General features: G+C 48.1%; 19 protein-coding genes and 4 tRNA genes. 3 read left to right on the forward strand and 20 right to left on the reverse strand.

The window, feature by feature from the left end; all coding sequences use genetic code 11:
- Positions 1-27: 27 nt before the first annotated feature.
- The 3 genes from O3C58_03070 to crcB all read right to left on the reverse strand — a co-directional run bounded on the left by O3C58_03070 (position 28) and on the right by crcB (position 1,089).
- Positions 28-101, reverse strand: a tRNA-Arg gene (locus O3C58_03070).
- A 263-nt stretch (positions 102-364) separates the two neighbouring features.
- Entirely contained in the window at positions 365-706 is a 342-nt protein-coding gene (locus O3C58_03075) for a DUF190 domain-containing protein (protein MDA0690848.1), read from the reverse strand.
- Positions 707-708: 2 nt separating this feature from the next.
- Positions 709-1,089, reverse strand: a complete 381-nt coding sequence (crcB, locus tag O3C58_03080) for a fluoride efflux transporter CrcB (protein MDA0690849.1) — start codon at positions 1,087-1,089, stop codon at positions 709-711.
- A 392-nt stretch (positions 1,090-1,481) separates the two neighbouring features.
- Here crcB and O3C58_03085 point away from each other — a divergent pair, with 392 nt between their 5' ends.
- A complete protein-coding gene (locus O3C58_03085) occupies positions 1,482-2,867 on the forward strand; it encodes a glycosyltransferase family 39 protein (GenBank protein ID MDA0690850.1) in 1,386 nt (461 codons plus the stop codon).
- Positions 2,868-3,199: 332 nt separating this feature from the next.
- On the opposite strand, the gene O3C58_03090 is transcribed toward O3C58_03085, so the two are convergent.
- The 5 genes from O3C58_03090 to O3C58_03110 all read right to left on the reverse strand — a co-directional run bounded on the left by O3C58_03090 (position 3,200) and on the right by O3C58_03110 (position 4,965).
- Positions 3,200-3,277: transfer RNA gene (locus tag O3C58_03090), tRNA-Pro, on the reverse strand.
- 20 nt (positions 3,278-3,297) lie between these two features.
- Entirely contained in the window at positions 3,298-3,978 is a 681-nt protein-coding gene (locus tag O3C58_03095) for a Spy/CpxP family protein refolding chaperone (GenBank protein ID MDA0690851.1), read from the reverse strand.
- A 145-nt stretch (positions 3,979-4,123) separates the two neighbouring features.
- Positions 4,124-4,200 (reverse strand) — tRNA-Arg (locus O3C58_03100).
- A 15-nt stretch (positions 4,201-4,215) separates the two neighbouring features.
- Positions 4,216-4,291 (reverse strand) — tRNA-His (locus O3C58_03105).
- 215 nt (positions 4,292-4,506) lie between these two features.
- Entirely contained in the window at positions 4,507-4,965 is a 459-nt protein-coding gene (locus O3C58_03110) for a ClpXP protease specificity-enhancing factor SspB (protein ID MDA0690852.1), read from the reverse strand.
- 274 nt (positions 4,966-5,239) lie between these two features.
- Between O3C58_03110 and O3C58_03115 the strand changes: the two genes are divergently transcribed.
- Positions 5,240-6,160 (forward strand): MBL fold metallo-hydrolase, encoded by a 921-nt coding sequence (locus O3C58_03115; protein ID MDA0690853.1) that lies wholly within the window; start codon positions 5,240-5,242, stop codon positions 6,158-6,160.
- 42 nt (positions 6,161-6,202) lie between these two features.
- On the opposite strand, the gene O3C58_03120 is transcribed toward O3C58_03115, so the two are convergent.
- The 6 genes from O3C58_03120 to O3C58_03145 all read right to left on the reverse strand — a co-directional run bounded on the left by O3C58_03120 (position 6,203) and on the right by O3C58_03145 (position 14,209).
- Positions 6,203-7,834, reverse strand: coding sequence for a glycosyltransferase family 39 protein (locus tag O3C58_03120; protein ID MDA0690854.1), 1,632 nt, complete (start codon positions 7,832-7,834; stop codon positions 6,203-6,205).
- Between the two features lie 190 nt (positions 7,835-8,024).
- A complete protein-coding gene (locus tag O3C58_03125) occupies positions 8,025-8,969 on the reverse strand; it encodes a hypothetical protein (protein MDA0690855.1) in 945 nt (314 codons plus the stop codon).
- Between the two features lie 231 nt (positions 8,970-9,200).
- A complete protein-coding gene (gene ilvB, locus O3C58_03130; protein ID MDA0690856.1) occupies positions 9,201-11,006 on the reverse strand; it encodes a biosynthetic-type acetolactate synthase large subunit in 1,806 nt (601 codons plus the stop codon).
- Between the two features lie 41 nt (positions 11,007-11,047).
- The gene (locus tag O3C58_03135; protein MDA0690857.1) at positions 11,048-12,007 is read right to left on the reverse strand and encodes a Ppx/GppA phosphatase family protein; all 960 of its coding nucleotides are present in this window, start codon (positions 12,005-12,007) and stop codon (positions 11,048-11,050) included.
- On the reverse strand, positions 12,004-13,110 hold the full coding sequence (gene lptG / locus O3C58_03140) for an LPS export ABC transporter permease LptG (protein MDA0690858.1): 1,107 nt from the start codon (positions 13,108-13,110) through the stop codon (positions 12,004-12,006). The genes O3C58_03135 and lptG overlap by 4 nt, the downstream gene beginning before the upstream one ends.
- Positions 13,111-13,117: 7 nt before the next feature.
- On the reverse strand, positions 13,118-14,209 hold the full coding sequence (locus O3C58_03145; GenBank protein MDA0690859.1) for a phosphotransferase: 1,092 nt from the start codon (positions 14,207-14,209) through the stop codon (positions 13,118-13,120).
- Between the two features lie 97 nt (positions 14,210-14,306).
- On the opposite strand from O3C58_03145, the gene O3C58_03150 reads away from it, so the two are divergent.
- Positions 14,307-14,633, forward strand: coding sequence for a (2Fe-2S) ferredoxin domain-containing protein (locus tag O3C58_03150; protein MDA0690860.1), 327 nt, complete (start codon positions 14,307-14,309; stop codon positions 14,631-14,633).
- A 67-nt stretch (positions 14,634-14,700) separates the two neighbouring features.
- On the opposite strand, the gene yihA is transcribed toward O3C58_03150, so the two are convergent.
- From yihA to O3C58_03180, 6 genes are all read right to left on the reverse strand, one after another.
- Entirely contained in the window at positions 14,701-15,351 is a 651-nt protein-coding gene (yihA, locus tag O3C58_03155) for a ribosome biogenesis GTP-binding protein YihA/YsxC (GenBank protein MDA0690861.1), read from the reverse strand.
- A gap of 134 nt (positions 15,352-15,485) precedes the next feature.
- The gene (locus O3C58_03160; GenBank protein ID MDA0690862.1) at positions 15,486-15,941 is read right to left on the reverse strand and encodes a cytochrome c; all 456 of its coding nucleotides are present in this window, start codon (positions 15,939-15,941) and stop codon (positions 15,486-15,488) included.
- A 6-nt stretch (positions 15,942-15,947) separates the two neighbouring features.
- The gene (locus tag O3C58_03165; protein MDA0690863.1) at positions 15,948-16,616 is read right to left on the reverse strand and encodes a c-type cytochrome; all 669 of its coding nucleotides are present in this window, start codon (positions 16,614-16,616) and stop codon (positions 15,948-15,950) included.
- A gap of 7 nt (positions 16,617-16,623) precedes the next feature.
- Positions 16,624-19,572: a hypothetical protein gene (locus O3C58_03170; protein MDA0690864.1), complete on the reverse strand. Its 2,949-nt coding sequence runs from the start codon at positions 19,570-19,572 to the stop codon at positions 16,624-16,626.
- Between the two features lie 8 nt (positions 19,573-19,580).
- Positions 19,581-21,638 carry a hypothetical protein gene (locus O3C58_03175; GenBank protein ID MDA0690865.1) on the reverse strand — a complete coding sequence of 686 codons (2,058 nt, stop codon included), beginning with the start codon at positions 21,636-21,638 and terminating at the stop codon, positions 19,581-19,583.
- A 194-nt stretch (positions 21,639-21,832) separates the two neighbouring features.
- Complete coding sequence (locus O3C58_03180; GenBank protein MDA0690866.1) at positions 21,833-22,159, reverse strand: Hpt domain-containing protein; 327 nt, start codon at positions 22,157-22,159, stop codon at positions 21,833-21,835.
- Positions 22,160-22,483 lie beyond the last annotated feature (324 nt).

A 22,483-nucleotide genomic window follows, 5' to 3' on the forward strand; every position in this document is an offset into this window, starting at 1 on the left:
TAAATAGTTAAGTCATTGATAAATAAGTGCGCCTGGCTGGATTCGAACCAGCGACCTACGGATTAGAAGTCCGTTGCTCTATCCAGCTGAGCTACAGGCGCAATATGTTGTGTTTGATCCTTGGTTCCCTTAGAAGGAGGGAGATTATAGCATAGGTGACGGTCTGTAGAAATTAAGGAGTGATGATTTTTTTCATGACCCCTTTATTTCTTAATATTTCCCATTTCTTCTCTCTCGAAGGCTGAATTTTTCGATAAAAAGGAGCGGAATAAAGAGGGGGGGCTTCTGCTTATTTTGGAGAAAAATGTCAGCTTTTTCCAAATTTCACCTGAAATTGGGGGTTGCAACGCTTCTCACCTCTTAATCATTCCTTCTTATTGCCTTCATAGAGAACGACTTTTACCGTCTCTTCGGTGATCAGGCCTTGTTCTATCACTGCATCCAATCGGGGTTTGATCCGGTCGATAGCCTCTTTTTTGTCGACCACTTCGATGACGATGGGCAAATCGGTGGAAAGTCTCAGGATGGAGGTGGTATGCAGATGGCTGGATTTGCCAAATCCGGAAATTCCCCTCAATACCGTTGCCCCGGCCAACCCTTCTTTTCTAAATAGGTCGATCAGATATTTGTAAAGGGGTTTGCCGTCGTATTTATCCGATTCGCCAATAAATATTCGCAGTAGAATGGCTTCGGACTCTTTTTTCATGATCAACTCCCTCCAAGGTTGGCGACCAGTATTTTACCCAGATAAACTGCAAGAAAAGTCAGAATCAAGGTTCCCATGACATTCAGACTCAGGGCTCCCAGTTCCCCTTGTTCCAGCAGTTTAAACGACTCAAAGCTGAATGTGGACATGGTGGTGAACGAACCCAGAATTCCGATGGTTAAAAAGATTCTGATTTCTTCACTGAAGAAGCCCCGGTATTCTGAAAGGTAAAGTATCAGGCTGAGAAAAAAACTGCCGATGAAATTCACTCCTAATGTGCCCAAAGGAAAATTTGTCACTCCGCTTTGAATCCAACCGCTCAGAACGAAGCGCATTATGGCACCTATGAACCCGCCGATGCCGATCAACAGCCATAAAGACATCCTCATCTCCTGTTAAGTTGCAAAGCCCGGAAGACCCTGATGGTAGAAAAAGAAATCCCAATTTGTCTGAGGATTTTCTTATATTTTCGGAGGCCTCTTCTTAAAAACATCATATTCGTTTTGTCGTCGTTAGAAAAGAGAATTTGGGCTATGAAAATTTAAATTAATTCAGAAACCCGGAGAATGCTACAATCCGCAAAGATGTTGCAAGCGCTTTAAGCCTTCAAAAAAAACTTCTATCTGATTTCGGATCAATGGTCCAAATTTCTCCTTCCCAACCCAATTTAAAATCTCATTATTGGATCCTTTGGGCGCTATTGGCCTTTTCCTGCTTCCTCAATTTTTACAATTTAGATTTTCCCGGCCCGTTTCACGGAGATGAACCGAAAAAAGTGGGTTTTATCCTCGAGGGCAATCAGGATTTTCGCCACCCGGTCTTGATGCTGCAAACGGCAAGGGTGTTGAACAGCGTCTTTGGGTTTGAAAATGGTGATCGGCTGATTTTTCTTTGCCGATCGGTTTCAGCATTTTTTGGTGTTCTGATCGTTTGGTTTACCTACCTCCTGGCCCGGGAAATCCTGGAGATCAAATACGCTTTGTTTGCGGCCCTCGCCGTTTCCGTATCCCCCATTATGGTGATTCATGCGCACTATTTTAAGGAGGATATGATATTTACGGCGTTTAGCCTGCTGTCTTTGATTGGCTTTTTAAAATTCATGGATCGGCCAACTTTGGCTCGAAATTTTCTTTGGGGTTTGGCCACGGGCCTTGCCTTTTCGGCGCAATACAAAGCGGTTCTTTTGGGAGCGCTTTATTTTCTCATTCCATTTTTCTGGCCGAAGGTGGACAAGCGCTGGCTTTTTAAAAGTATCGGCATCGGTTTTGGGGTGGCGTTTGTTGTATTTGTCGTTGTCAACTATCCGATATTTCTGCATCCTGAAAAATTTTTTGAGGGTGTGAATCATGAAGCGGGTCATTTGATAAGAGGCCATCGGCTTAAGATTCATGCCATCCCGCAGGGCTTCAGCTTCCACTTATTGCATAGCATTGTTCCGGGAATTTCCTGGGGTCTTACGTTGCTGGCTCTGGGAGGCTTGTTCCGTGTGGCGGTAAAATGGAAGGGAACTTCCAACGTTGAAAAATTATTTTTTCTCTATGTGACGATATTTTATTTTTCAAACGAAGTAATCCCTCTCAAGCCGTTTCCGGATTTCATGCGTTATATGATCCCGGTCATTCCGTTGCTGATCATTTTTTCATGCCGTTCCCTTCCTTTTGTAGAGTCCTGGATACAATCCGCGTTTCGCATGCGAACGACTCAAAGCTTGAGTTTGCCGCTCATGATTTTATTCATTCTGTGGCCGCTGTACGATTCCATTCTGCTGAATTATCATTTAACCCGGGATACCCGTTCTAAGTCTCAGGAGTGGGTCGAGTCTTCAGGGAAAAAGGTGCTGTATGGCAGGTACACCAATACCTTCAATTTGAATGGTGACTTTAGAACAATTCTGGATGTGGATATTACAGGGGCAAAAAAAAGCGGGGTTGAATACTTGTTGGTCAGCAGTTTTGTTTATGACCGCTATCTGATTGGAGGCAAATTAGAGGGGCAAGGCCCGCAGGTTTATGAGTTGTATGAAAAATACAGTCGCCTGTTTTCCCAGCCTTACATTGAAATCAAACCGGAGCATAAGAGCTTTGCTTTTTCAAACCCGGTCATTCGCATTGTCGATATTAGCGGTTGGACAGAGGCCCTCAAGCAAGAGGGCTCGGAATAAGTCCTTACATCATAGTTTCAGGTTATGGAATTTGTGAAAAACTTTGTTGGTTCATTGGGTTGTTATGACAGCATATTTCTTATGCAGTGTTTTCCGGTAGATGATCCCATGACCAGAAAACTGTCTATGTTTTGGGTGTTGAAATCAGGACTTTAAGGAAGGAAAGCAAAAAAGATGCCAAACGAATTGCATTGATTTTCTGGCTGTTTCTGTGAAGGCCAACTTGGCTATCTTACCATAGTGGATAAAAATTTACTCACGTATCTGAAAAATAAGACTTTTCAGATTCAACATAAAAAAGGGTTGCCGGGATTCCGGCAACCCTTTTTAAATGGTCGGGGCGAGAGGATTCGAACCTCCGACCCTCTGCTCCCAAAGCAGATACGCTAGCCAGGCTGCGCTACGCCCCGATTCGTTCAAGCATCCCTGTTTAACGCCTGGAATGCATTTCCTTAACCTTACTCCTTTGTTCTGGTGTCAGAATTTTCAGGAGCAAGATTTTTGCCTCGATCATGGCGCGAATGGTTGCAGATTTGATTTCGATGAGTTGGTCCCCCACGCTCCTGATTTTGGCCTCGTCAAGGGTTTCTGCATGAACCAGTCGGTCGAGTTCCATGTGCGCAATGGCGTGGCTGGCATGGGACTGGACCTTAAATTTTTCATATTCAAATTCCCCGGATTTGATTTGCTCAACCTGCGCTGCTGTCAAACCCAGTTTCTCTTCAAAACATAGAATGTGCTTGAAAGGGTTTTTCCCATGAGACCCTTTGTGCCCTGACGATCCATGGCTTCCAGCGTGGGGAGCGCCATGCGAATATTTGTCACCGCCACTGCCTTCTTTTTTCCCCTGCATCATTCCATGACCCTTGGGGGGGGCGTCGGCTTTGCTTTCACTCGCCTCGGTAGCACTGGTGCTTTTGCTACCTTCCTGTTTGTCGGCCTCATGGATGTAGCTACCGGCGCTGTCAGTATTCTTGGCCCCTATCAGGGAGTTCAAACCCGAAACATGGGCGGCAGGGTTGGCTCCGGCCATGGATGTGAAAAATAAAAATCCGGCTAGTAGGAACGAGGAGGTCGTTGCAATGAGTAGCGGTGTTTTTTTAGTTTGCATAAGGACTCTCCAATGATCTCAAAATTTCAGTTGAACATACCGTAAGGGACTTTTCGACTCAATCCCCTCCGATCTCACAGTGGACGCTTATCCGTTCCCAGCCGCCGACCCGGCGGAAATTAAGGGGACGATGCATCCGATAAAATGGTGCGCCCGGCAGGATTCGAACCTGCGACCTACGGATTCGAAGTCCGGAACTCTATCCAGCTGAGCTACAGGCGCACGATAATATGAAAATGGGGTGAGCGACGGGGCTCGAACCCGCGACATCTGGAGCCACATTCCAGGACTCTACCAACTGAGCTACGCCCACCGTAATTGATTTCGCCTTGAATAACCTCAAAACGCAGGGAGAAAGTGTAATCCATCCCAGGGTCTTTGTAAAAGGAAAATTTCATTCTCCTTGCAGGATTTCATTCCCTGTCCTTGCCCCGACCCTAAGAAATTCTCTTGAACAGTGAAAAAATCGGCTCAATCCTGCATCTGTACCCAGAATTCCCGGTGGGCTGTGCCCCGGTCATGGTTATATCATTTTACGACGCGCAAATGGCTTCTGTCCTTCTTAGGTGACTGACTCTCCCCAGGAACGTCTTTTTTGCCTCCCTGCTTGACGGCGGGCATTTGTCTCTGCGGTTTCAACTTTTTCTTGCCGACCAGTTGTTCCTCCAGATTGATATCTTTTGGCAGACTTTCCTCCCAAACCTGACCTTTTTTAAGGGTGGGGTCGTAGATGGCCCAAATGGCATCGAACGGAACCACGCATTTGTGCGGTCTTCCCTGGAAAGCAAGGGTGACAAAGACGCCTTCTGTCAGGATTTCCAGGGGGCGCCGAAAATTAAGGTTTAAAATCAGGTTCAGCGAAGGATCACTTTTATGCCCTTCGGGAACATCGACTTCGGGATGGCGGGCATCGAGACACACCATCGCATCTCCCTCACTGAGCAAACTCAGGAGGAAGTCGTATTTATTCTTATTGTAATCTTCCATATCCTTAAAATAACATAAAATCAAACTTGAAAAAAGCCGTGTTCCTTCGTAATCTGCTCAACGAGCGATTTTTTTTTCATGTGCCGGAGTGGGGTGAGTGGGGCGAAAGTCTCTTGTCCGTCCCGAAGGATGGTGTTAGGATGCGCGCATCCCTTAAAACCAAGCACAGAGAGGGGCAATTGGGGTCGTGGTATGGATTCTGTCCAGATTTACAGATTCTGCACAAGACGCCATTATTTCCTAAGATTAACGTTTTTTCTGAGAGATTAAGAAAATGGTTGTGAAAAATTGGAAAATAGTTCTTTTCGTGTGGATTGTTGCGGGGTTTCTAAATGTTTTGCCTCTTTCTAAGGCCGCCGCTAAAACCGTGGAAGTGTTGCCGAACATTTTTACCATTGTCCATGGAGAAGGGAGCGATTCCAATACCACCTTCATCATAACCAAAGAAGGGGTGATCGTGATCGATACCGGGGTGAGCCCGGCGGAAGCTGAAAAAGTCATGGCGGAGATCACGAAACGTACGGATCTGCCCATTGTCTATACCATCAACACGCACTACCACGGCGACCATACCTTTGGCAATCAAGTGTTTCGCAGTAGTAAGACCATCATTGCCCACAAAAATGTGAGACGTTCCCTTATAGGGGCTTCCGGTAAAGAACATTTGAAGAAGTTCAAAGCCCTCGATATTCCCGGATTGGATGCCGTCCAGGTGACGCCGCCGACTATGATTTATGAGAAAAATATGGAATTGTATCTGGGCGGGTATCATCTGCAATTGGTTCACCTGGGGCGGGGCCATACAGATGGGGATACGTTAATAATTTTGCAGGAACTCAGGACCGTGATTGCCGGCGGCCTGATTTATAACCGCCAGTTTCCAGATCTCGGGGATGGCTATGTCGAGGAATGGATTGCGGGGTTACAGTATTTGGAAGACCAGGACAATGAGCTGGTGATTCCCGGCCATGGGGATGTTGGCGGCAAGCCGATCATCATTGCCATGAAACATTACCTTATTACTTTAAAAAGCCTTGTCCTTGAGCAGGTAAAAAAGGGAAAAAATCTCAAAGAGACAAAAGAAATCCTGCACCCTGTTTTACAGGGAAAATATGAATCCTGGGGACAAGCCAAGAGAATCGACAGCAATATTGAGCGGGCTTACTTGGAATACAGTTTTAAGGAAGGGCTTTAAAAAACATAGGGAAGCCTTTCTTAGGCTCATTTGATTCCTGGTTTACTTTTTGGATTGCATTGGAATATCTTTAATCAATTGATACTTTCGTTTGATCCCTCCACTTGATTCCAGGATGACTTGAAATCCGGGGTTTGCCTGCAGAATTCCTTTGCTGTCTATTTCGGGGATGAGTAAATAAGTGTCCGAATTTTCGATCAGAATCTGAGCGGCCTCGTCAGGACTTTTATTGTCAAAATGTAGGTTCAGATAGAAACGCAGGTCTTCAAAAATTTCCCCGGAACCCGCCAAAGAGTTTTCACCTACGATATGACTGGTCTGCTCGCCAAAAGTCCTAAAGGAAGAATAAAAATTCTCCACACGGGTGAGAGGGCCGCGCACCCATAGAAGCGTCAGCAGGGTCAGAACCACGATCGATCCCCAGGATGTCAGCGCAGAGTTTTTTTTCAATCCCTTATAGATCATCCCGGCAGAAAACAACAGGCAGGTGGTGGCGACGGCAAAAAATACTTTCGCAGGGAAATGATTCTGGACCAGACGTTCGGCCATCCAACGGTCATTGGGGTGGACAAAATCCAAATTAGATAAGACAGAGAGTATCTCCGGTTTGAACGCCACCGTGGCAACAAATATCCCCAAACCCGCCACCGCCACCATGATAAATTGCCATGTCCACGTCCATCCCTTGAAGGGGCGGTTGACTTTGTCGGCGGAATGGGAAATGCCGTGAGCGATCAATAAGGCAACCATCGGATAGACCGGGACCAGATAAGCATCGCGTTTTCCAGGAACCAGCGATAGCAAGATAAACAAGGTGACAAAAGCCACGGCAGGATACAGCCAGCGGGAGTTCTGCAAGTGGTTTTGGATTCCCTGGTAGAGAACGACAGGGAGGAGCAAACTCCACGGTAAGAATCCATAAGCAATCATGAAAAAATAACTATAGAACGGTTCGTTGTGGAAGGCAATGGAGGGGTCTCCTGTGATACGGCCGATGGATTCCCTGTAGATCATCGACTTAAATTCCTCTCCGCCTTCAATGCTCCCCTGGATCAGCCAGAAGGATGTCATTAACAGAGGCCCTAAAAGAAGCTTGCCCCAGGGGAGCTGTGTTTTCTGGATTCTTGTGTAAATAAACACAGCCAATAAAGGAAAGATCAAGCCCAGGGGACCTTTGGTCAAAAAGGCGAACCCCAAGCCCAAAGTGGCAATCCATGAAAAAAGGCTCCGGGTTCGGGCATCACTGGCATGGATCATTTTCCAGGAAGCCGTCAGGACCAGAGTGATAAAAAAAACAAAAAGCATATCGATGCGGGCAAGGATGCTCAGATAGGTGAATTGCAGGGAAGTGGCGACGATCAAACCGGCCATGAACCCTGTGACGGACGAAAAAAGCCAGCAACCCAATAACGTGGTCAGAAAGACAGCGCCTGCCCCCGCCAGGACCGAATGCAACCGTAAGGAGATTTCATTGACTTTTCCCAGGGCCTTGGAGGACAGGAGTCCCGCCCAGTAAAACAAGGGAGGTTTGGTGCGGTATTGGTTGTCGTGTATTTTTGGAAGCCAGATGCTTTCCCCTTGAAACATGTTGGCAACCGGGATCGCCTCGCGGGCCTCGCGTCTGGAGAAGTCAGATTGCAGGGCGCTCCAAAAATAAAAGATGAGAGCGATCATCGCGGGACCCCATAGAAGAACCCGTGAATATTTTTCTTGCGAAGGTTTGTGCATCGTCAGGGTGTGATGGCGGCCAGCGTGACGCTGGACTCAATAGTTACGTGCGATGGGTTTATGGCAACCCTCTTCCGAGCCGGATTTTTCCGCTTATGGGGTTTAAGGTGAAAAAACAATCGCCCCTCGCGGTTCTTTAAACGGCCATCTTTTTAAGGGGTTGGAAATCCCTGTAAAATTTCCATACATCATAACTATAAGTGAGGAAAAACAGGGAAATTAATTCTTCATTGAGTTCGTTCGGGAGCACAGTGGCGATGGCTATAATTATTGCCATGAAGTAAAACTTTTCCAAATGCAAAAGGCCTTGCACGGAGGGTTGAGAAATACGGTTTTTCAGGCTCGCGAAAAATAGGATTGCCAATGAGAAAAAAGTATTAAAAATGATTTGTACAAATTGCAGGCAATGTTTCGTGTGCAAAACTTCGTTGCATATATTGTGCATATTGGTTTCGTCCTGGGAATTGAATTTTTGCGCCCACTCCGGGGAACTGATGGCAAATATTCTCTGCCCCCAGCTGATTTCTTCCATACAGAAAAACAGACAAAAGAAACCCAGAAAGAACAGGACGGATACAATTTTCCTATCCAGTTTTTTCTTAATGGAAATTCTTGCAGAATAGAAAAATCCTAATGCCGCCAAAAAAAGGAAGACGGCTGTCAGGGACTCGAATATTCCATCTTCGTGATAAAAGAGGCTTTCGTATTGAGTCAGAGGTTTATAGTCTATGACGTAGGAGGGGGGGGAAATGAGAACAAATAGAAGAAACCAAGTCAAGGCAATGGCGGAAATTTTTCCGAACTTGATGGATTTGTATCCTGCGGTGCCCAGAAAATATTTCAGATTGATAAATGCAAAAAGTAAAAACCAGATATCTAAAATAAATGCCTGGTAGTAATAGGATGGCAGATCCTCTTTGGGTAAATCAGGGTCCAGGGTGATGAATATATCGAACAGGAAGTCATTTTTAAAGAACCCGGTTATGTTGCCCAGTATTGATATCATCATCAAGAGGGACAGGACGGCTATGGCCTTGAATATTTTCTCGTCATGTTTTAGCCAAAAGCTTGAAAGAGACATCTCACTCCATTCCTTTTAGGAATCTGCTAAAAGTGATCATTTTATTTTTCCGGGGTTGAACGAAGAGATTGCTGTGGACCTAAGAGGGAAACACCCGATTGGGAAAAATTATCTGGCGTCATAACACTCAGAAACTAATTGAGCGGGTCCACGTTGTCATCGATGTGTATTCCATAAATGAACTTGGGATACTGAATTTTTTTGAAACGGTTCCCTCTCAGTCTGGGAAAATCAGTCCTTGAGAACGCCCTTTTTTTGCCAGTATTGCTTGAGGGTGTGTTTCTCATCCAGGAAGGTATCCAGATAAGTATGGTTGGAGGGAATCATGGGCATGACGTGTCCCATGCTCTTGTCATTATAGGGATATTTTACGTCCAGCACATAAGGCCCCTTGTGTTTCAGCATGCGCTTTAACGCCGGAACGACTTCTTCAGGTTTGCTGATGCTTTCCGATTTGATGCCGAAGGCGCTGGCCACATCTGCAAAATGAGCGTCTCCCAAAAAAGTGTGACCGCGCAGGGATTTATAAAAACGGTCTTCCCATTGCGCCACCATTCCGAGGTGCGCGTTATTGAGAACCACATTTTTTACAGGGATGTTTTCAATTTTTAGCGTTTGCAGTTCCTGAATGTTCATGAGAAAACTGCCATCGCCTTCGATATTGATAACCTGCCGGTCCGGATGAGCGACCTGGGCGCCCATCGCCGCAGGCAGACCAAACCCCATGGCTCCGAGACCCGAAGAGCAGAGCCAGTTCAAGGGTTCCTCAAAGTTCCAGTATTGTGCCGTCCACATCTGGTGCTGTCCCACGCCTACAGACACGATGGCGTCTTTCTCGGCCAATTTATTCAATTCAACGATCACGTGTTGAGGAACGATATGTTTTTTGTGCATTTCATACTGTAAAGGGAACTCTTTTTTCCAGGCCTGGACTTGCTCGACCCAGGGCTGGATATCCATCTTTGAGTCCACCAGATCGTTCATTTTTTTCAGGGCGAGCTTCACATCTCCCTGAATGGGAATATCGACGATGCGGTTTTTATTGATTTCCGAGGGGTCGATATCCACCTGAATGAACTTGGCCCCTTTACAAAACTCGGCTAGTTTTCCGGTGACACGGTCGTCAAAACGCACGCCAAGCGCGATCACCAGGTCCGCATGATTGATGGAGATATTGGCATAGACGGCGCCGTGCATGCCCAGCATTCTCAGCGAAAGCGGATCCTCGGAGGGATAAGCCCCAAGGCCCATGAGGGTGGTGGTGATCGGTATCCCGGTTTTTTTGACAAAGGCACGCAACTCTTTGGAAGCCTCGGACGTGATGATGCCGCCTCCGGCGTAAATGAGCGGCCGCTTGGCTTCCTTGATCGCATGCATGGCTTTCTTAATCTGCATGGACGAGGGTTGCAAATTGGGTTTGTAGCTCGGGCAATCAAACTCAATGTCAAAGTCGGGAACGGTTTCCTGTTGCTGGATATCTTTTGGAATATCTATCAATACCGGCCCCGGTCGTCCGGATTTAGCGATGACGAACGCTTCTTGAATCACCTTGGGGATATCGTTGATATCCTGAATCATGTAGCTGTGTTTCACCAATGGGAATGTGGCCCCGACGATGTCCGTTTCCTGGAAAGCGTCGCTGCCTAAAACGGTAGAGGGAACCTGCCCGGTGATGGCCACGAGAGGGATGGAGTCCATTTTAGCATCAATGATCCCGGTCAACAGGTTCACGGCTCCAGGGCCGGATGTTGCCATGCACACGCCTACTTTGCCGGTGCTTCTGGCATAGCCTCCGGCGGCAAAAGAGCCACCCTGCTCGTGACGGGGCAATACCATGCGGATTTGTTTGCTCAAAGTCAAACCCTGGTGGATCTCCATGGAAGTCCCGCCGGGGTAACCAAAAATAACTTCAACTCCCGCAAGTTCCAAAGCCCGTACAATGATATCCCGGCCTTTCATGATCTGGTTGCCATTAGAAGATGGCTTGGATTTCACGGAAGGAGTATTTTTTTTTGTTTTGGTTGGTTTTGTTTTCATAATATTATCAAAATTAACTGAATCGGGAAGGGAAGTCAAATTCAATCCCTTCCAGAGTCCCCCGGCGTTGTTTTGGAGGTATTGGCAAGGGCACTCAGGATGATTCCTTCGCGTAAACTGGTTTCGCTGACCAGGAGATCCGGGCACCCGAAGGTACGCAGTGTTTCCAGGACGATGGCGACTCCGGCAATGATCAGATCTTCCCGGCCCCGTTCAAGAGGCTTTAACAGTAGCCTTTGCTCGAGAGACCTGGTTTTCAAGTCATCCTGAATGCTTTGAATCCGGTTGAGAGGCAGAGACACGCCATGTATTTTCTCTGGATCGTAAGGATAAATATTTTGGTCCAGCGCCGCAAGAGTGGTTACGGTCCCTGCGGTTCCAATGGCAATTTCAGGGTGAATTTCCGGTAATTGACTTTTAACCGCAGATAAAACCGATTGGATGTGGGCCGTCAGGTTTGCGTAATCCGTGTCCAAAATGGGATGCCGGGAGATAAATTTTTCAGTCAGCCGAACCACCCCCAGAGGGGTGCTGAGAGACCCGGCAATTTGTCTGCCATTGGAAAGGATGAACTCCGTACTGCCACCGCCAATATCGAAAGTCAGAATTTTGCGTTTTTGGTGAGGAATTTTCCAAAATACCCCTTCCAGAGTCAGCCGGGCTTCTTCGTCCCATGAGATCGCCTCGATCACGATGCCCGTTCGCTTAAGGGCTTGCTGAAGAAACTCCTCTTTATTTTCAGCTTCCCGGACAGCGCTTGTCGCCACCGCGCGAATGGGGATGTCACCGTATTTCCGGCAAATCTCCCGAAACTCTTCCAGGGCCTGTAGCGTGGCTTCCATCGGTTCGGGAGCCAGGCGTTTATTAGCATCCATTCCTTCCCCCAGCCGCGTGATTCGGCGTGCGGAGTCGAGTTCACGGAAACTTTCATGCGCCCCGGCTTGCAGGATCAAGAGCCTCACCGTATTGGACCCGATGTCGATAGAAGCGGTTGGTTTCATTTGAGGAAAGGCAGGGCTTTTTCGCTATCAATGGTGAGCAGGAGATAAAAGCCCATGCAGATGAAAAGGACGATTGGACCCCAGGTGGCCAGAACGGGATCAAAGGTCCCCCCCCGCCCCAGAGAAAGGCACATGGCATAGAGAAACGAAAACGACACGCCACTGGCCAGGTTGATGGCCACGGAAAATAACAACCCTCCATGCCGGCTGGATCTTAAGGAGAGAGGAATCCCTATGATGGACAGTACAACCGCGATGAAGGGGTAGGACAATCGGTAATTAAAATCCACCCATTTACCCACCACATCTCTGCCCATCGATTGATCTTCCTTAATTTCTTCATACATATTTCTAACGCTCATTTCTTCCTGACGCTTTTTATGGATGACGAAATCGGCAGGTATTTCGGGGACGATAAAAGACCTCTTCTCAAAAAATTCTGTTGTTTCCAATCCCTTGGGTCCAAATGAGCGAATGGAACCCTCCATAAACTGCCATTGGTTGTCGATCCAAATGGCTTGATCGGCGTCGATGCGTTGGGTGATGAATTGATTTTCGCTGGTTAAAAATATACTCACGTTCGACAACGTCAATTTGTCGGAATCGAATTGCCCAATATTCCAGATGGACCCGGTTTTTGATTTGTACCAGATTTTTTCCTTTTCTATGTGGATGATGCTGGTTTGTCCTCCCCGGACTTTGACATAAAAAATATGGTTCATTTGCTGACTGGTTTTCGGAGTGATAAATTCACTGCTGGCAAGCACCAAAAGGGCGATGACCAGAGAGGTCGCGATAACGGGAAGTGTGATACGCGTGATGCTGACCCCGCACGCTTTCATGGCGATGATTTCATTGGTCTTTGCCAGGGAAGAAATGGTCATGACCGTGGCCAGCAATACGGCCTGAGGCGCCATGTAAAATGTGACGAAAGGGATTTTATAAAAATAGTATAAAATCATGTCCGTCATGGGCGCTCCCCGGCTGATAAACTCATCCACCCGCTCAAAAAAATCGCCGATCAGAAAAACCCCTACAAAGCCTGTGGCCGACACCAGATAAAAGGAAAGAAATGTTTTTAATACGTAGCGTTTTAAAATCATGGCCGAATTATTTTCCTTGCGTATTTTTTGCAACCAGTCCCGGAATATACTGGGTCAGGATTTGCTTGAGTCCCGAAAGATCCGACTGTGCGCTCAAAGTCTGTCGCACGTAGTCCAGCGTTTGCGGGATATATTCAAGGTAGCGGTGTTTTTTCTTGACGACGCTTTGATAAGCAAAGGTTCCCACCGCTTTTAAATTACGCTGAATGGACATCCATTCGAATATCCGGATGAACTCCTGGCGATCGACGGCACGAGTCTCTTCTTTTTCTTTCTGTTGGATAAAGTGTTCTATCATTTCGTTGCGGAACGCATCATCCAGGCGGACGTAGGAATCCTTCAGCAAAGATACCAGGTCATACTGGCAGGGACCCATCCGGGCGTCCTGGAAATCCAGAAGGATGAGCCTGCCGTCCGTCACCATCAGGTTTCTGGAATGGTAGTCGCGATGCGTGAAGGTAGGCTCCTGGGCGGCCAGGGTTTCTGAGAGAGACAGAAAATGTCCCCGGATTTTCTCCAATTCCTGTGCCGTCAAGGAAATTTTTTTCAGACCCTTCACGTAATGCTCCAGCATAAAGTCCAGTTCCCACATCAGTTTTTCAACATCAAATTTAAGATGATAGGCTGGGCAATCGGCGTCGATATTTTTTGTGGCGCGGTGGTGCAGTCTGGCCAGCAATTCCACAGCCTGGCGGTAACACGCGGCCTTATCCTCGGGATGTTCCCGGACCCAGTCTTCGAGTGTGGCGTGACCGCAATCTTCAAGAAAAAGGAGGCCTTTCTCGGAATTATAATAGAATAATTCGGGAACCGGTAATTTCAGCGCATTTAAAAATTTTAATATTCGCGTGAAATCCGTTTCCTGGTGAGGAACAGGGGCCTGCAACTGCATGAGTATCATGGATGTTGAATGGGTGTCTGCCAAGTCTGTTTGATAAGTCACTCGAAAATAGCTTCTATCCGACGCATCGCCCAAAAGTGGGGTGCAGGCCACAGCGTTCACCCCAGAGCCTGCAATCGACTTTACAGATGCTTCTAGAGTGGCGGTATCAAACCGAGCCAGAGGGGTGGGTGGTCCCGAAGCGGGTGGGTTGGTCATAATTATAAATTCACCCGATTAAAAAAATCCATTTCACATTACCGCCATCTTAAAGTAGAATTTCCGCTCGCAAATCAATCTATTTTGGAGAAGAACGATGCCAAAACCAAGTTATCATATCCTTGTTTGTACCAACAAGAGGCCGCCGGGTCATCCCCGTGGGTCCTGTGGTGAAAACGGGGCTGAAAGCCTGCTCGAAAAATTTTCGATGGGCATTGAGGAAAAAATGTTGTTCGGAAAAGCGATCATTTCCAGTTCCTCATGTCTCGGCCCCTGTTCCATCGGCCCTGTGGTAGTGGTCTACCCGGATGGCGTCTGGTATAGCAAGGTCAAACCTGAAGACGTTGGTGAAATCCTGGACAAACACATTGGCCAAGGGCAAAAGGTCGAACGGTTAGAAATTCCTGATGAACTTTGGGGATAACTTCCCCCATGCCACCTCAATCCTCTCCCTCTGGGGAGAGGGGGGCTTTCTTGAAGGGTGACGTTTTTTAGCCCTCGCGCTCTTCCTGAAGCTCAACTTCCAACTCTTCCTTTTTTTCAGGTTCCATTCTTTGTTGGTTCGCCAATTTTGTAATGTGGCTCCACAATTCCTTTCGCCCCAGACCGCTTTTACTTGAATACACGATCAACTCCCTGGGCCCTTCCCCGATAAAAGCCGCTTTTATTTTTTTTATCTGTTTGCTCTTTTCTCCGGCGGAAAGCTTGTCGCATTTTGTTGCCACCAGGATGTAGCCGATCGCATTCGCATCGAGCCATTCTTTCAGCTCCAGATCCAGCGATGTTGGATTGCGACGCAGGTCGATGATAAATATCAAGGCGGTCAGAGATGTCCTGGTGAGCAGATATTGTTCGATCATTTGTTTCCACTTGCGCTGAATGACCGCCGGGACTTTTGCGAATCCATAACCGGGAAGGTCGGTGAAGATCAGGTCTTCGTTGACCTTGAAAAAATTGATGTGCTGGGTTTTCCCTGGTGTGGAGCTGGTGCGCACCAGTTTTTTGCGGTTGAGCAAAGATCGTAGCAGGGAAGACTTCCCGACATTGGAGCGTCCTGCGAAGGCAAACTCCGGGCAGGAACTGTGAGGATATTGTTTTTGGGAAACTGCTCCCGTTAGAAATTCTGCGGAAATAACTTTCACAAAGAGACCTTTAAAGAGTAATATTTTTTGGCTTTTGCAACCGCCAAGGATTCTCATTGAAAAACCGTAGCACGCTACGGGGAATAGAACCCACTTGTGAATTTAAGAGGGCGACTCATAATAACAAACTATTATCAGATCGCCTCACATTCGCACAATTCCCGGATGTAGCGGACGAGGGAATGGATGGTGTCCTCATCCAGAGTGTTTCCCCAACTGGGCATGCAGGGTGCCCGTCCGACCGCCAGGCCGCCCTGTTGGATGGCATCGAACAATTGGGAGTCGGTGCGGGTCTCAAGATAATCCGCCTTCGTGTGATCTCGGGGCGGTACGGTCAACAGTTTAGCGTTGATGCCATTGCCCTTGCCCGTCACCCCATGACACTGGGTGCAATACCACTGGTACACGTCTCTGGTTTTTTCGGTGACCGGGTATGTTTCGAGGGCCGGGGTTGGCGGCGTCGATGGGGCCTCTGCTGTCTGTGGCGTTGTCGGTGGGACAACCCTGGGAGTTTCCCTGGCATTCTCCCCACAGCCGGTCAATAGCAACACGATCGAGCCAACAAGCAATAGACAGTTTTTTGAGATCATGTCGTTCTATTTCCAATCGCCGATTTTGAGAGTCATCATGTATTTAGTGAGTTTGATTGCGGTGGCATCATCAAATTTATATAAGGGCATGCGGCTTTTGGGTAGAATTTTTTCCGGAGTCTTCAGTTTATTGAAAACCCAGTTTGCTTTCAGGCGGTTGCCCGCGTTTGCGAGAGAAGGTCCTGAAATGCCGCCACGGGCTTGTCCGGCTAGATTGATCCCCTCGTGACAGGCGATGCAGCCGTAATTTCTTTCAAACAGGATCTTGGTTCTCACTCGTTCGCTTTTTGTGAGCGGTGTGTCATCCATCTGTTCTGTGGCCAAATCGGGCAATGACAGGGATATCAAAAACTCAGTCATCTTTGCAGCCTCTTTGCGAGAGAGCGCGGGATGTGGTTGGGCCAGAGTGGGAGCCCCTTTCAGAAACCCCGGATCGTTGATGGTCCCAGCCTTGCGGATGACCATAGGGTTTTGCAGAAACTTCTCCAGCCAGTTTTTTTGAAATTTGTTGCCAGCGTAAAACAGGTCGGGAGCCTTGTGGGACTCGGTGGGTTCATCGCTTGAAAATCGGTGGCACGAGGTGCAACCCAGTTTTTCAGGAAGGGTAGAATCTGCCTGAACCGAAGACGTTATGATAAGACATCCAAATAATAGAGCGGGTATGAAAAACTTCATGCGGCTTTTATTCTGTTGGAGGTGATGGATCCGGGTTTGCGAGAGGAGGCTGAGGCGAACCTTCCTTAAAGATGCCTTGGAAAAAATCGACGATGGCATTGCCTTCTTCCTTAAGAGTTTGCTCTTTGGGTGGTTGAGGAAGGTCATTGGATTCAGGTAACTCCACCACAGGGGCCTGTTCCGCCAGGGGTGCGGGAGTTTGCAGATAAGGGGCATCATTAATTTCTACCTGAAAACTGGGGCTTTGACCCGTCTCTGATGTTGCTGGGCTTTCAGGTTCCTGGGCTCGTTTTTCGAGGATATCCTTTAAAGAAGTGCCGGAAGCAAAGAACTGGTTTTTTTCGAAATCATAATACAAATCCTCGACCGGAGTGGGGTGGCCATAACTTTTTTCGTTGGCTAGATGTTTCAGGTCATAAGGAAATTCATTGCGAATGAGAAGCCGGGGATACTGAAGGTTTCGCAAATTCAGGTAACGAAAGGCTCGATAGGTATCGCTTTTTTGCACCAAGGCGGCAATTTCTTTGGATTTTAGAAATCGGGTTTCCTTGGGAGGAACCGCAGTTTGCAGAACGGTTCCCTCATCCGTGACCATTTGTTTGAGCTGAAATTCCGGGAGCAGGCGGTTGTTCTTATTGAATTCGGTGAAGAACATTTTCCCATCCTGGATAGACCGTTTGAGAGGATTGCCCAATCCCATCGCCACATTGCTTTCATGACAGCTTTCGCAACTGCGTACCGATTTGCGGATGGTATGTGGCGTATGGGGAACCAGAATCAGGCTGGGCTTGTCATCTACTGTTTTCAGAACTTCCCCTCTTTTCCCTGAGGGTAGATTTTTCCCGCTCCGTTCGGAAAGAAAATACTGATACCTCGGTTTCATGACGGTATATTTTTCCTGGGCGTTTTTCCCAAGAATCATATCCTTCCAGCCGGTTTCTGTAAAAATATCCCACCACAGTCCATCGACCCAGGTTCCATCAATTCCGTCAGGATTTGACTTTGCCGTCAACCAGTCGAGCATTTTTCCTGGCGCGGCCTGTTCATTTTTTTGAGACAGCAATTGTTGTAAAGTCGGATCAGAAAAACTCCAGTTTTTCCATTTGTCCAGATCGAGCGAGGGTTCCTTAATGAGGTGCATTCCCCAGTCACTGGCCGACCAGCGGGCGTGGCAGGTGTGGCACTCCATAGAGGTCATGTGTTTGTTCACCTGATGAGCGGGCGGTTGCTTAATATTTTTTAGAATGGGGATGACATGTTTTTTGCCGGTGACTTTGGAATAAAGGACCCATTGTTTTTTGTCGCGCTTGATATGCGGCATTCGGACTCCATCGGAGCTGACCAGGATGATGTTGCCTGCCTGAATTTTTTTTCTCAGGTTGGAATTCCTGTTCACGCTTTTTAATATTTCCGTGGTGTTAGGGTCGGATTGCACCAACAGGAACTCCGCCGGTTCCTTGGAATGGGTTCCATGACAGTCCTTGCAGCGGATTTTTATCTGGGAGTGCATGCCGGGTGAACCTGGCGTTTCTTTGATGCCGTTGGTTCCGTGGCAGTCGATGCAGTGCATCCCGCGTTCACGGTGGATGTCCGGGAGCAAAAGTTCGTGCTCGCTTCCATAGAGGACGGGTTTTTCAAAGTCGGTTTTTGTTCCCGTGAGATGCGGCCGGGCGGGTTTCCTCAACAAACCTTCAAACTCGTTGCCGACCCCATTGGCGTTATGGCAATGCTCGCATTGGACGCTTGGAATCGCCAGTGTGAATTTATGCATCACGGGGTACCCGCGTTTATTTTTCAAGGACTGGGAAGCATGCCCCTGTTGAAAACGAGTTTTATTTTCCTGGGCATATGTTTGCTGTTGGGATTGAACCGCCCGGTCCTGGGTCAAGGTGAGTCCGTCGTTTCCATAGACCATGTGGCAGGATGCACAGCCAGTGGCCCGGTAATCTCCCGAGCGGTGTGGGGATTCGCCCTGAACATGACAGCGGAGGCATTTCGTCCGCAAAAATGAATCGACCGGATGTTCCTTGCCCGCAAGTGGCAAGAGGGTTTCCAGAGCTTCTGCATTGGGGCGCAGGGAATACTTTGCTTTATCATAAGGTTGAGCGCCCCAGGCGTATCGGGTGGTATTGATAATTCCCTTGGCAGTGGTCATGGCGGACTGCTCGACCATTTTAATCTGCTGGGCGTGGCATTTTCCGCAAAATTTCGCGGCGTGGTCCAGGTCCGAGGGGTTGGCCACCAAATCCTTGTGTGCCTGGGGGAGAGTTTTGGCTCTGCGGTTGCCGCCATGGCATTGGGTGCATCTGAACTTATGGTTTGAACTGATTTCTTCAATGCCCCTATGGCAATGCAGACATCCCTGGCTGGATTCCAATTGCACGACGTCCTCAAAAACTTCGTCCAGGGAGAAGTTGGTGTTGCGGTAAAAATTTTCCATGAACTTGTTGGAGTCGGCATAGGAAAAGAACTGAAGACCATCGACCGTGACTCCAGGTTGCAAAACCTGTGGAGAATTTTCCTGAAACCCGCGAACAAAGAAAAAAGGATCGCGGAAATCACCGGCATCGACAAATGGTTTTTTCTGAAAAACGGGAACCTGAACCGTTCTTTTTTTCTGAGGAGAAACAGGCGGTAAATCTTTGATGCCGGGACCATCCAGTCTACCTTCTTTAGGCGTTGCCGGTGGCGCTTCTTCTACAAAAGTGGATTCGGAAATGGCTTTTTTTGCCTCGGAAGTTTCTGAACTCTCCAGGGGAAGCGGCCATTGAAACAAATCCGGGGTCTGGATGTCAGGCGTTTCATTTTCTCCAGGCTCGGTAGCTGGGAGCGGTTGGTTGAGGTCTTCCCGTTGCTCAAGTGGATGTTCAACTTGGCCATAAATAGAGGATGCCGTCATGCTTACGAGCAATAAAACCAGAAGAGTGGCAAACCAGAATTTTTTTATCAGGAGCATGCGTGAAATTATTTCTTGTTTAAAATTTTGTTTCTGAGTTTACGATGAGCTGCCTTTTGTTCAAACGCGTAACTTTTTTTCATGTCCCGATAGATCCGATCGCTGTAGCGATCGTGGCAGGGGATGCAATTGCCCACTCGGAGAATCCGCGTGATTTCTTCCTGATTGAAAGGGCGGGCCCCTGTCTGGCTGGTTCCTGAAAGAGGCTCCCCGCGAACACTGACTTTAGCATCTGGTGCCAAACTGGAATTGTGTTTGACGATATCCGATTGAACAAGAGCTGTCATTTGATCCGCTGCTCCCGACGATTTTCGCCCCAGCGACAAATCTCCCTCTCCCAACCCCACGGTTTCCGGCGACAAATGACAGCTGGCGCAGGATCTCACTTTTTTGCCAACGGAATGAGGGGCAACGGCATACGCGAGGTTGGACCCGGAATAACCATGCGGATTGGTAAAAGTCCAATTCTTGTAGGGGCCACGCGAATCGCCATTTTTTGCCAAAGCGGCGATTGGATTTCCCTTCTCGTCCGTAAAAGTTAAAGTCCTTTGCGGTTGCGGAAGCATGGGGACGACTTTTCCCTTAGGACCGACCATGAGACTGGGAAGAGTCACCTTGGGTGCAGAAGGCGATAACTGCCATAAATTTTTGTTATCCGTGGACTCATTGTCACTGCGGTTGACAGTAAGAGAATGGCAACCCTGGCATTCGGGAACCCATTGGGAATGGCAGGCCGAACATTCCAGCTTTTCATTGTGCGCCGGGATGACATGAGCTTTCTTTCCTCCCCGGATCGTCGGGGTGCGGTACTTGTGCCCACTGATTTTCCCAAGAGTGATGATTTTATTTTCCAGCATTTTGACATTGGTCAATTTGCGTTTGCGGGCAGATAGGATCATGTGGTCATCGATGGAATTGGTCCAGCCGTTGTAATGCTGACTCAGGCGGATCACCCGATCTTTCGGGTCGGTCACCTTTTCGGCGACGGGTAGAGAATTGCTGTCCCCGTGACAGGTCTCACACCGGACTTCAACGGCCTGATGCTGTTTGGAATAGAGGTTGCCGTCGCCCATGATATCAAACTGGGTATGGCAGTCAATACAATCAAAACCTATTTCAAAGTGAACGTCCTGGTGTATCTGTCCTTCCCCTGGAAACAACGGCAAGGGGCTTGCTGCATTTTCCTCAGGGTCGGGCTGAGGGACAGAACCCGTGGCCTTATGGCACTGAGTGCAAAGGATATTTGGGGTCAGGGCAGTCATTTTGTGAAACGTGGGATGCCCCGGTTCCGTCCGTGACAGGGTTGGGTCTTGGCCTTTGTACAAACCATCTTCGGAATAGGTGAAGTGGCAGGCGGCGCATCCCTGGGACCGGAATTCCCCCGGTGCTGGCGGGGAGTCCAGATGACATTGAAAACATTTTTGTCGCAACACCCGGTCCCCCACGTGGCGGGAAACCCGCGCCGCTTTAATATTTCCCAAAAGATGGGGTTTTTCTCGCCCCTTACTGGGAGAGTACAGGGGCAACGCCTCCAAATGAGATAACGCTCCCTCTTCTTCCGGGATTTGACCATCCGCGTCCGTTACCGGGTAGGCTCCGTATTTGGCGGTGGGCGTGCTTTGCGCGGACCATTGATAACGCAAGCCGGAAATCACCCCTGCCAGGGTGCCCATCATCGATTTTTTGACCCGTTGAATATGGTTGCGATCCTGTTGGGCGTGTCCCGCGTGACAATTCAATTGGCCGCAGGATTTGTCAGCCACCAGCAGACTGGACGGGTTGCGTTTCCCCGTTCCGGCATTGGGGTCAAAAATCAGTGTGGCATGGGCGGCATTTTTTTGTACCGAATCTCCATTGCCCCCGTGACACACGGTGCAGCCAAACTCGCGCGGATGCGAGGCGCTGACCTCTTCAATGCCGTCATGGCAGGTGATGCATTTTTCATGGGTTTGATTCCGGTAGCTGAATACGTGGACTTCAGGAGTGTCCTTTAGGGTGGCGGTGACTTCGACGTCTTTGATACGGAGAGTGGGGTTTTCAGGAGCGACGCCTTTTTCGGTCTGCATTCGGTTGAATTGCTCCTGCCAGGAACTCCAATCGTTTTCTTCGGCCTGAACAGAGAAGGCAACCAATAGCGCGGATAAAAGAAAAAGAAAAGCCGAGCGCAAATTATACACGGGTGTAAAGAGGAAAAATTAAGGGAAGGAGCGCTTGGAGTTTTGGAAACATATCCACATTATTATAATTTTCAGGGTTGAATCTATTTGTATACCACGTCCACCCGTTCAAGAAAATCGCAAAGATCTTGCAACGCGTCTTGAATTTTCTCGACGCTGGTTTCATTTGCGCCCTCTTCCAGACTCAAACCAACGGCGCTGATAAAATCAAAACCATATCCCCCGCCAGAACCTTTCATGGTGTGGCCCATACGTTGGATCAACTCAAAATCTTTATTGTTCAAGGCTTCCCGGATCTCTTCGATATCTTTCTGTCGGTTTTTAAGATATCCAGGAATCAGTTCTTCCAGGTCCGGATCGACTTCTACGACAATCCTTCCACCTTCGTTTCCTTCAATATTTAGAGTCATGTCATGATCCACAAGAAGTTATTTGATCCGTGAATATTTTTCCACAACAAACTTAATTGATACAAAAATTATCACGTTAGGACCCATTGGTAAACCTTTCCTTTTTAAATCGCAAAATCCGGGTCGCGTCTTTGTCCACTGGATTTCTAGAAACCCATTCAATTTTGACTATTACCGGGAAGATCTTTCACCAGGAGTGTCAATGGCCAGAAGGAGAAAACGTCTTCCAGAACTAGCAGGTTGCTGAAAAAGAGAAAAATCCGTCAGCAAGTTAAGTTTTACAGGTTTTTGCTTTTAAGTGGCACAGCCTTTCCAGGCTGTGCG

The sequence above is a fragment of the Nitrospinota bacterium genome (assembly GCA_027619975.1).
Classification (GTDB): domain Bacteria; phylum Nitrospinota; class Nitrospinia; order Nitrospinales; family VA-1; genus JADFGI01.

Bases quoted from the DNA above. Each gene is read 5' to 3' on its own strand.
- O3C58_03075 (MDA0690848.1), bottom strand. From the start codon at position 706: ATGAAAAAAGAGTCCGAAGCCATTCTACTGCGAATATTTATTGGCGAA.
- crcB (MDA0690849.1), bottom strand. From the start codon at position 1,089: ATGTCTTTATGGCTGTTGATCGGCATCGGCGGGTTCATAGGTGCCATA.
- O3C58_03095 (MDA0690851.1), bottom strand. From the start codon at position 3,978: ATGCAAACTAAAAAAACACCGCTACTCATTGCAACGACCTCCTCGTTC.
- O3C58_03110 (MDA0690852.1), bottom strand. From the start codon at position 4,965: ATGGAAGATTACAATAAGAATAAATACGACTTCCTCCTGAGTTTGCTC.
- O3C58_03115 (MDA0690853.1), top strand. From the start codon at position 5,240: ATGGTTGTGAAAAATTGGAAAATAGTTCTTTTCGTGTGGATTGTTGCG.
- O3C58_03120 (MDA0690854.1), bottom strand. From the start codon at position 7,834: ATGATCGCTCTCATCTTTTATTTTTGGAGCGCCCTGCAATCTGACTTC.
- O3C58_03125 (MDA0690855.1), bottom strand. From the start codon at position 8,969: ATGTCTCTTTCAAGCTTTTGGCTAAAACATGACGAGAAAATATTCAAG.
- ilvB (MDA0690856.1), bottom strand. From the start codon at position 11,006: ATGAAAACAAAACCAACCAAAACAAAAAAAAATACTCCTTCCGTGAAA.
- O3C58_03135 (MDA0690857.1), bottom strand. From the start codon at position 12,007: ATGAAACCAACCGCTTCTATCGACATCGGGTCCAATACGGTGAGGCTC.
- lptG (MDA0690858.1), bottom strand. From the start codon at position 13,110: ATGATTTTAAAACGCTACGTATTAAAAACATTTCTTTCCTTTTATCTG.
- O3C58_03145 (MDA0690859.1), bottom strand. From the start codon at position 14,209: ATGACCAACCCACCCGCTTCGGGACCACCCACCCCTCTGGCTCGGTTT.
- O3C58_03150 (MDA0690860.1), top strand. From the start codon at position 14,307: ATGCCAAAACCAAGTTATCATATCCTTGTTTGTACCAACAAGAGGCCG.
- O3C58_03160 (MDA0690862.1), bottom strand. From the start codon at position 15,941: ATGATCTCAAAAAACTGTCTATTGCTTGTTGGCTCGATCGTGTTGCTA.
- O3C58_03165 (MDA0690863.1), bottom strand. From the start codon at position 16,616: ATGAAGTTTTTCATACCCGCTCTATTATTTGGATGTCTTATCATAACG.
- O3C58_03170 (MDA0690864.1), bottom strand. From the start codon at position 19,572: ATGCTCCTGATAAAAAAATTCTGGTTTGCCACTCTTCTGGTTTTATTG.
- O3C58_03175 (MDA0690865.1), bottom strand. From the start codon at position 21,638: ATGCAGACCGAAAAAGGCGTCGCTCCTGAAAACCCCACTCTCCGTATC.
- O3C58_03180 (MDA0690866.1), bottom strand. From the start codon at position 22,159: ATGACTCTAAATATTGAAGGAAACGAAGGTGGAAGGATTGTCGTAGAA.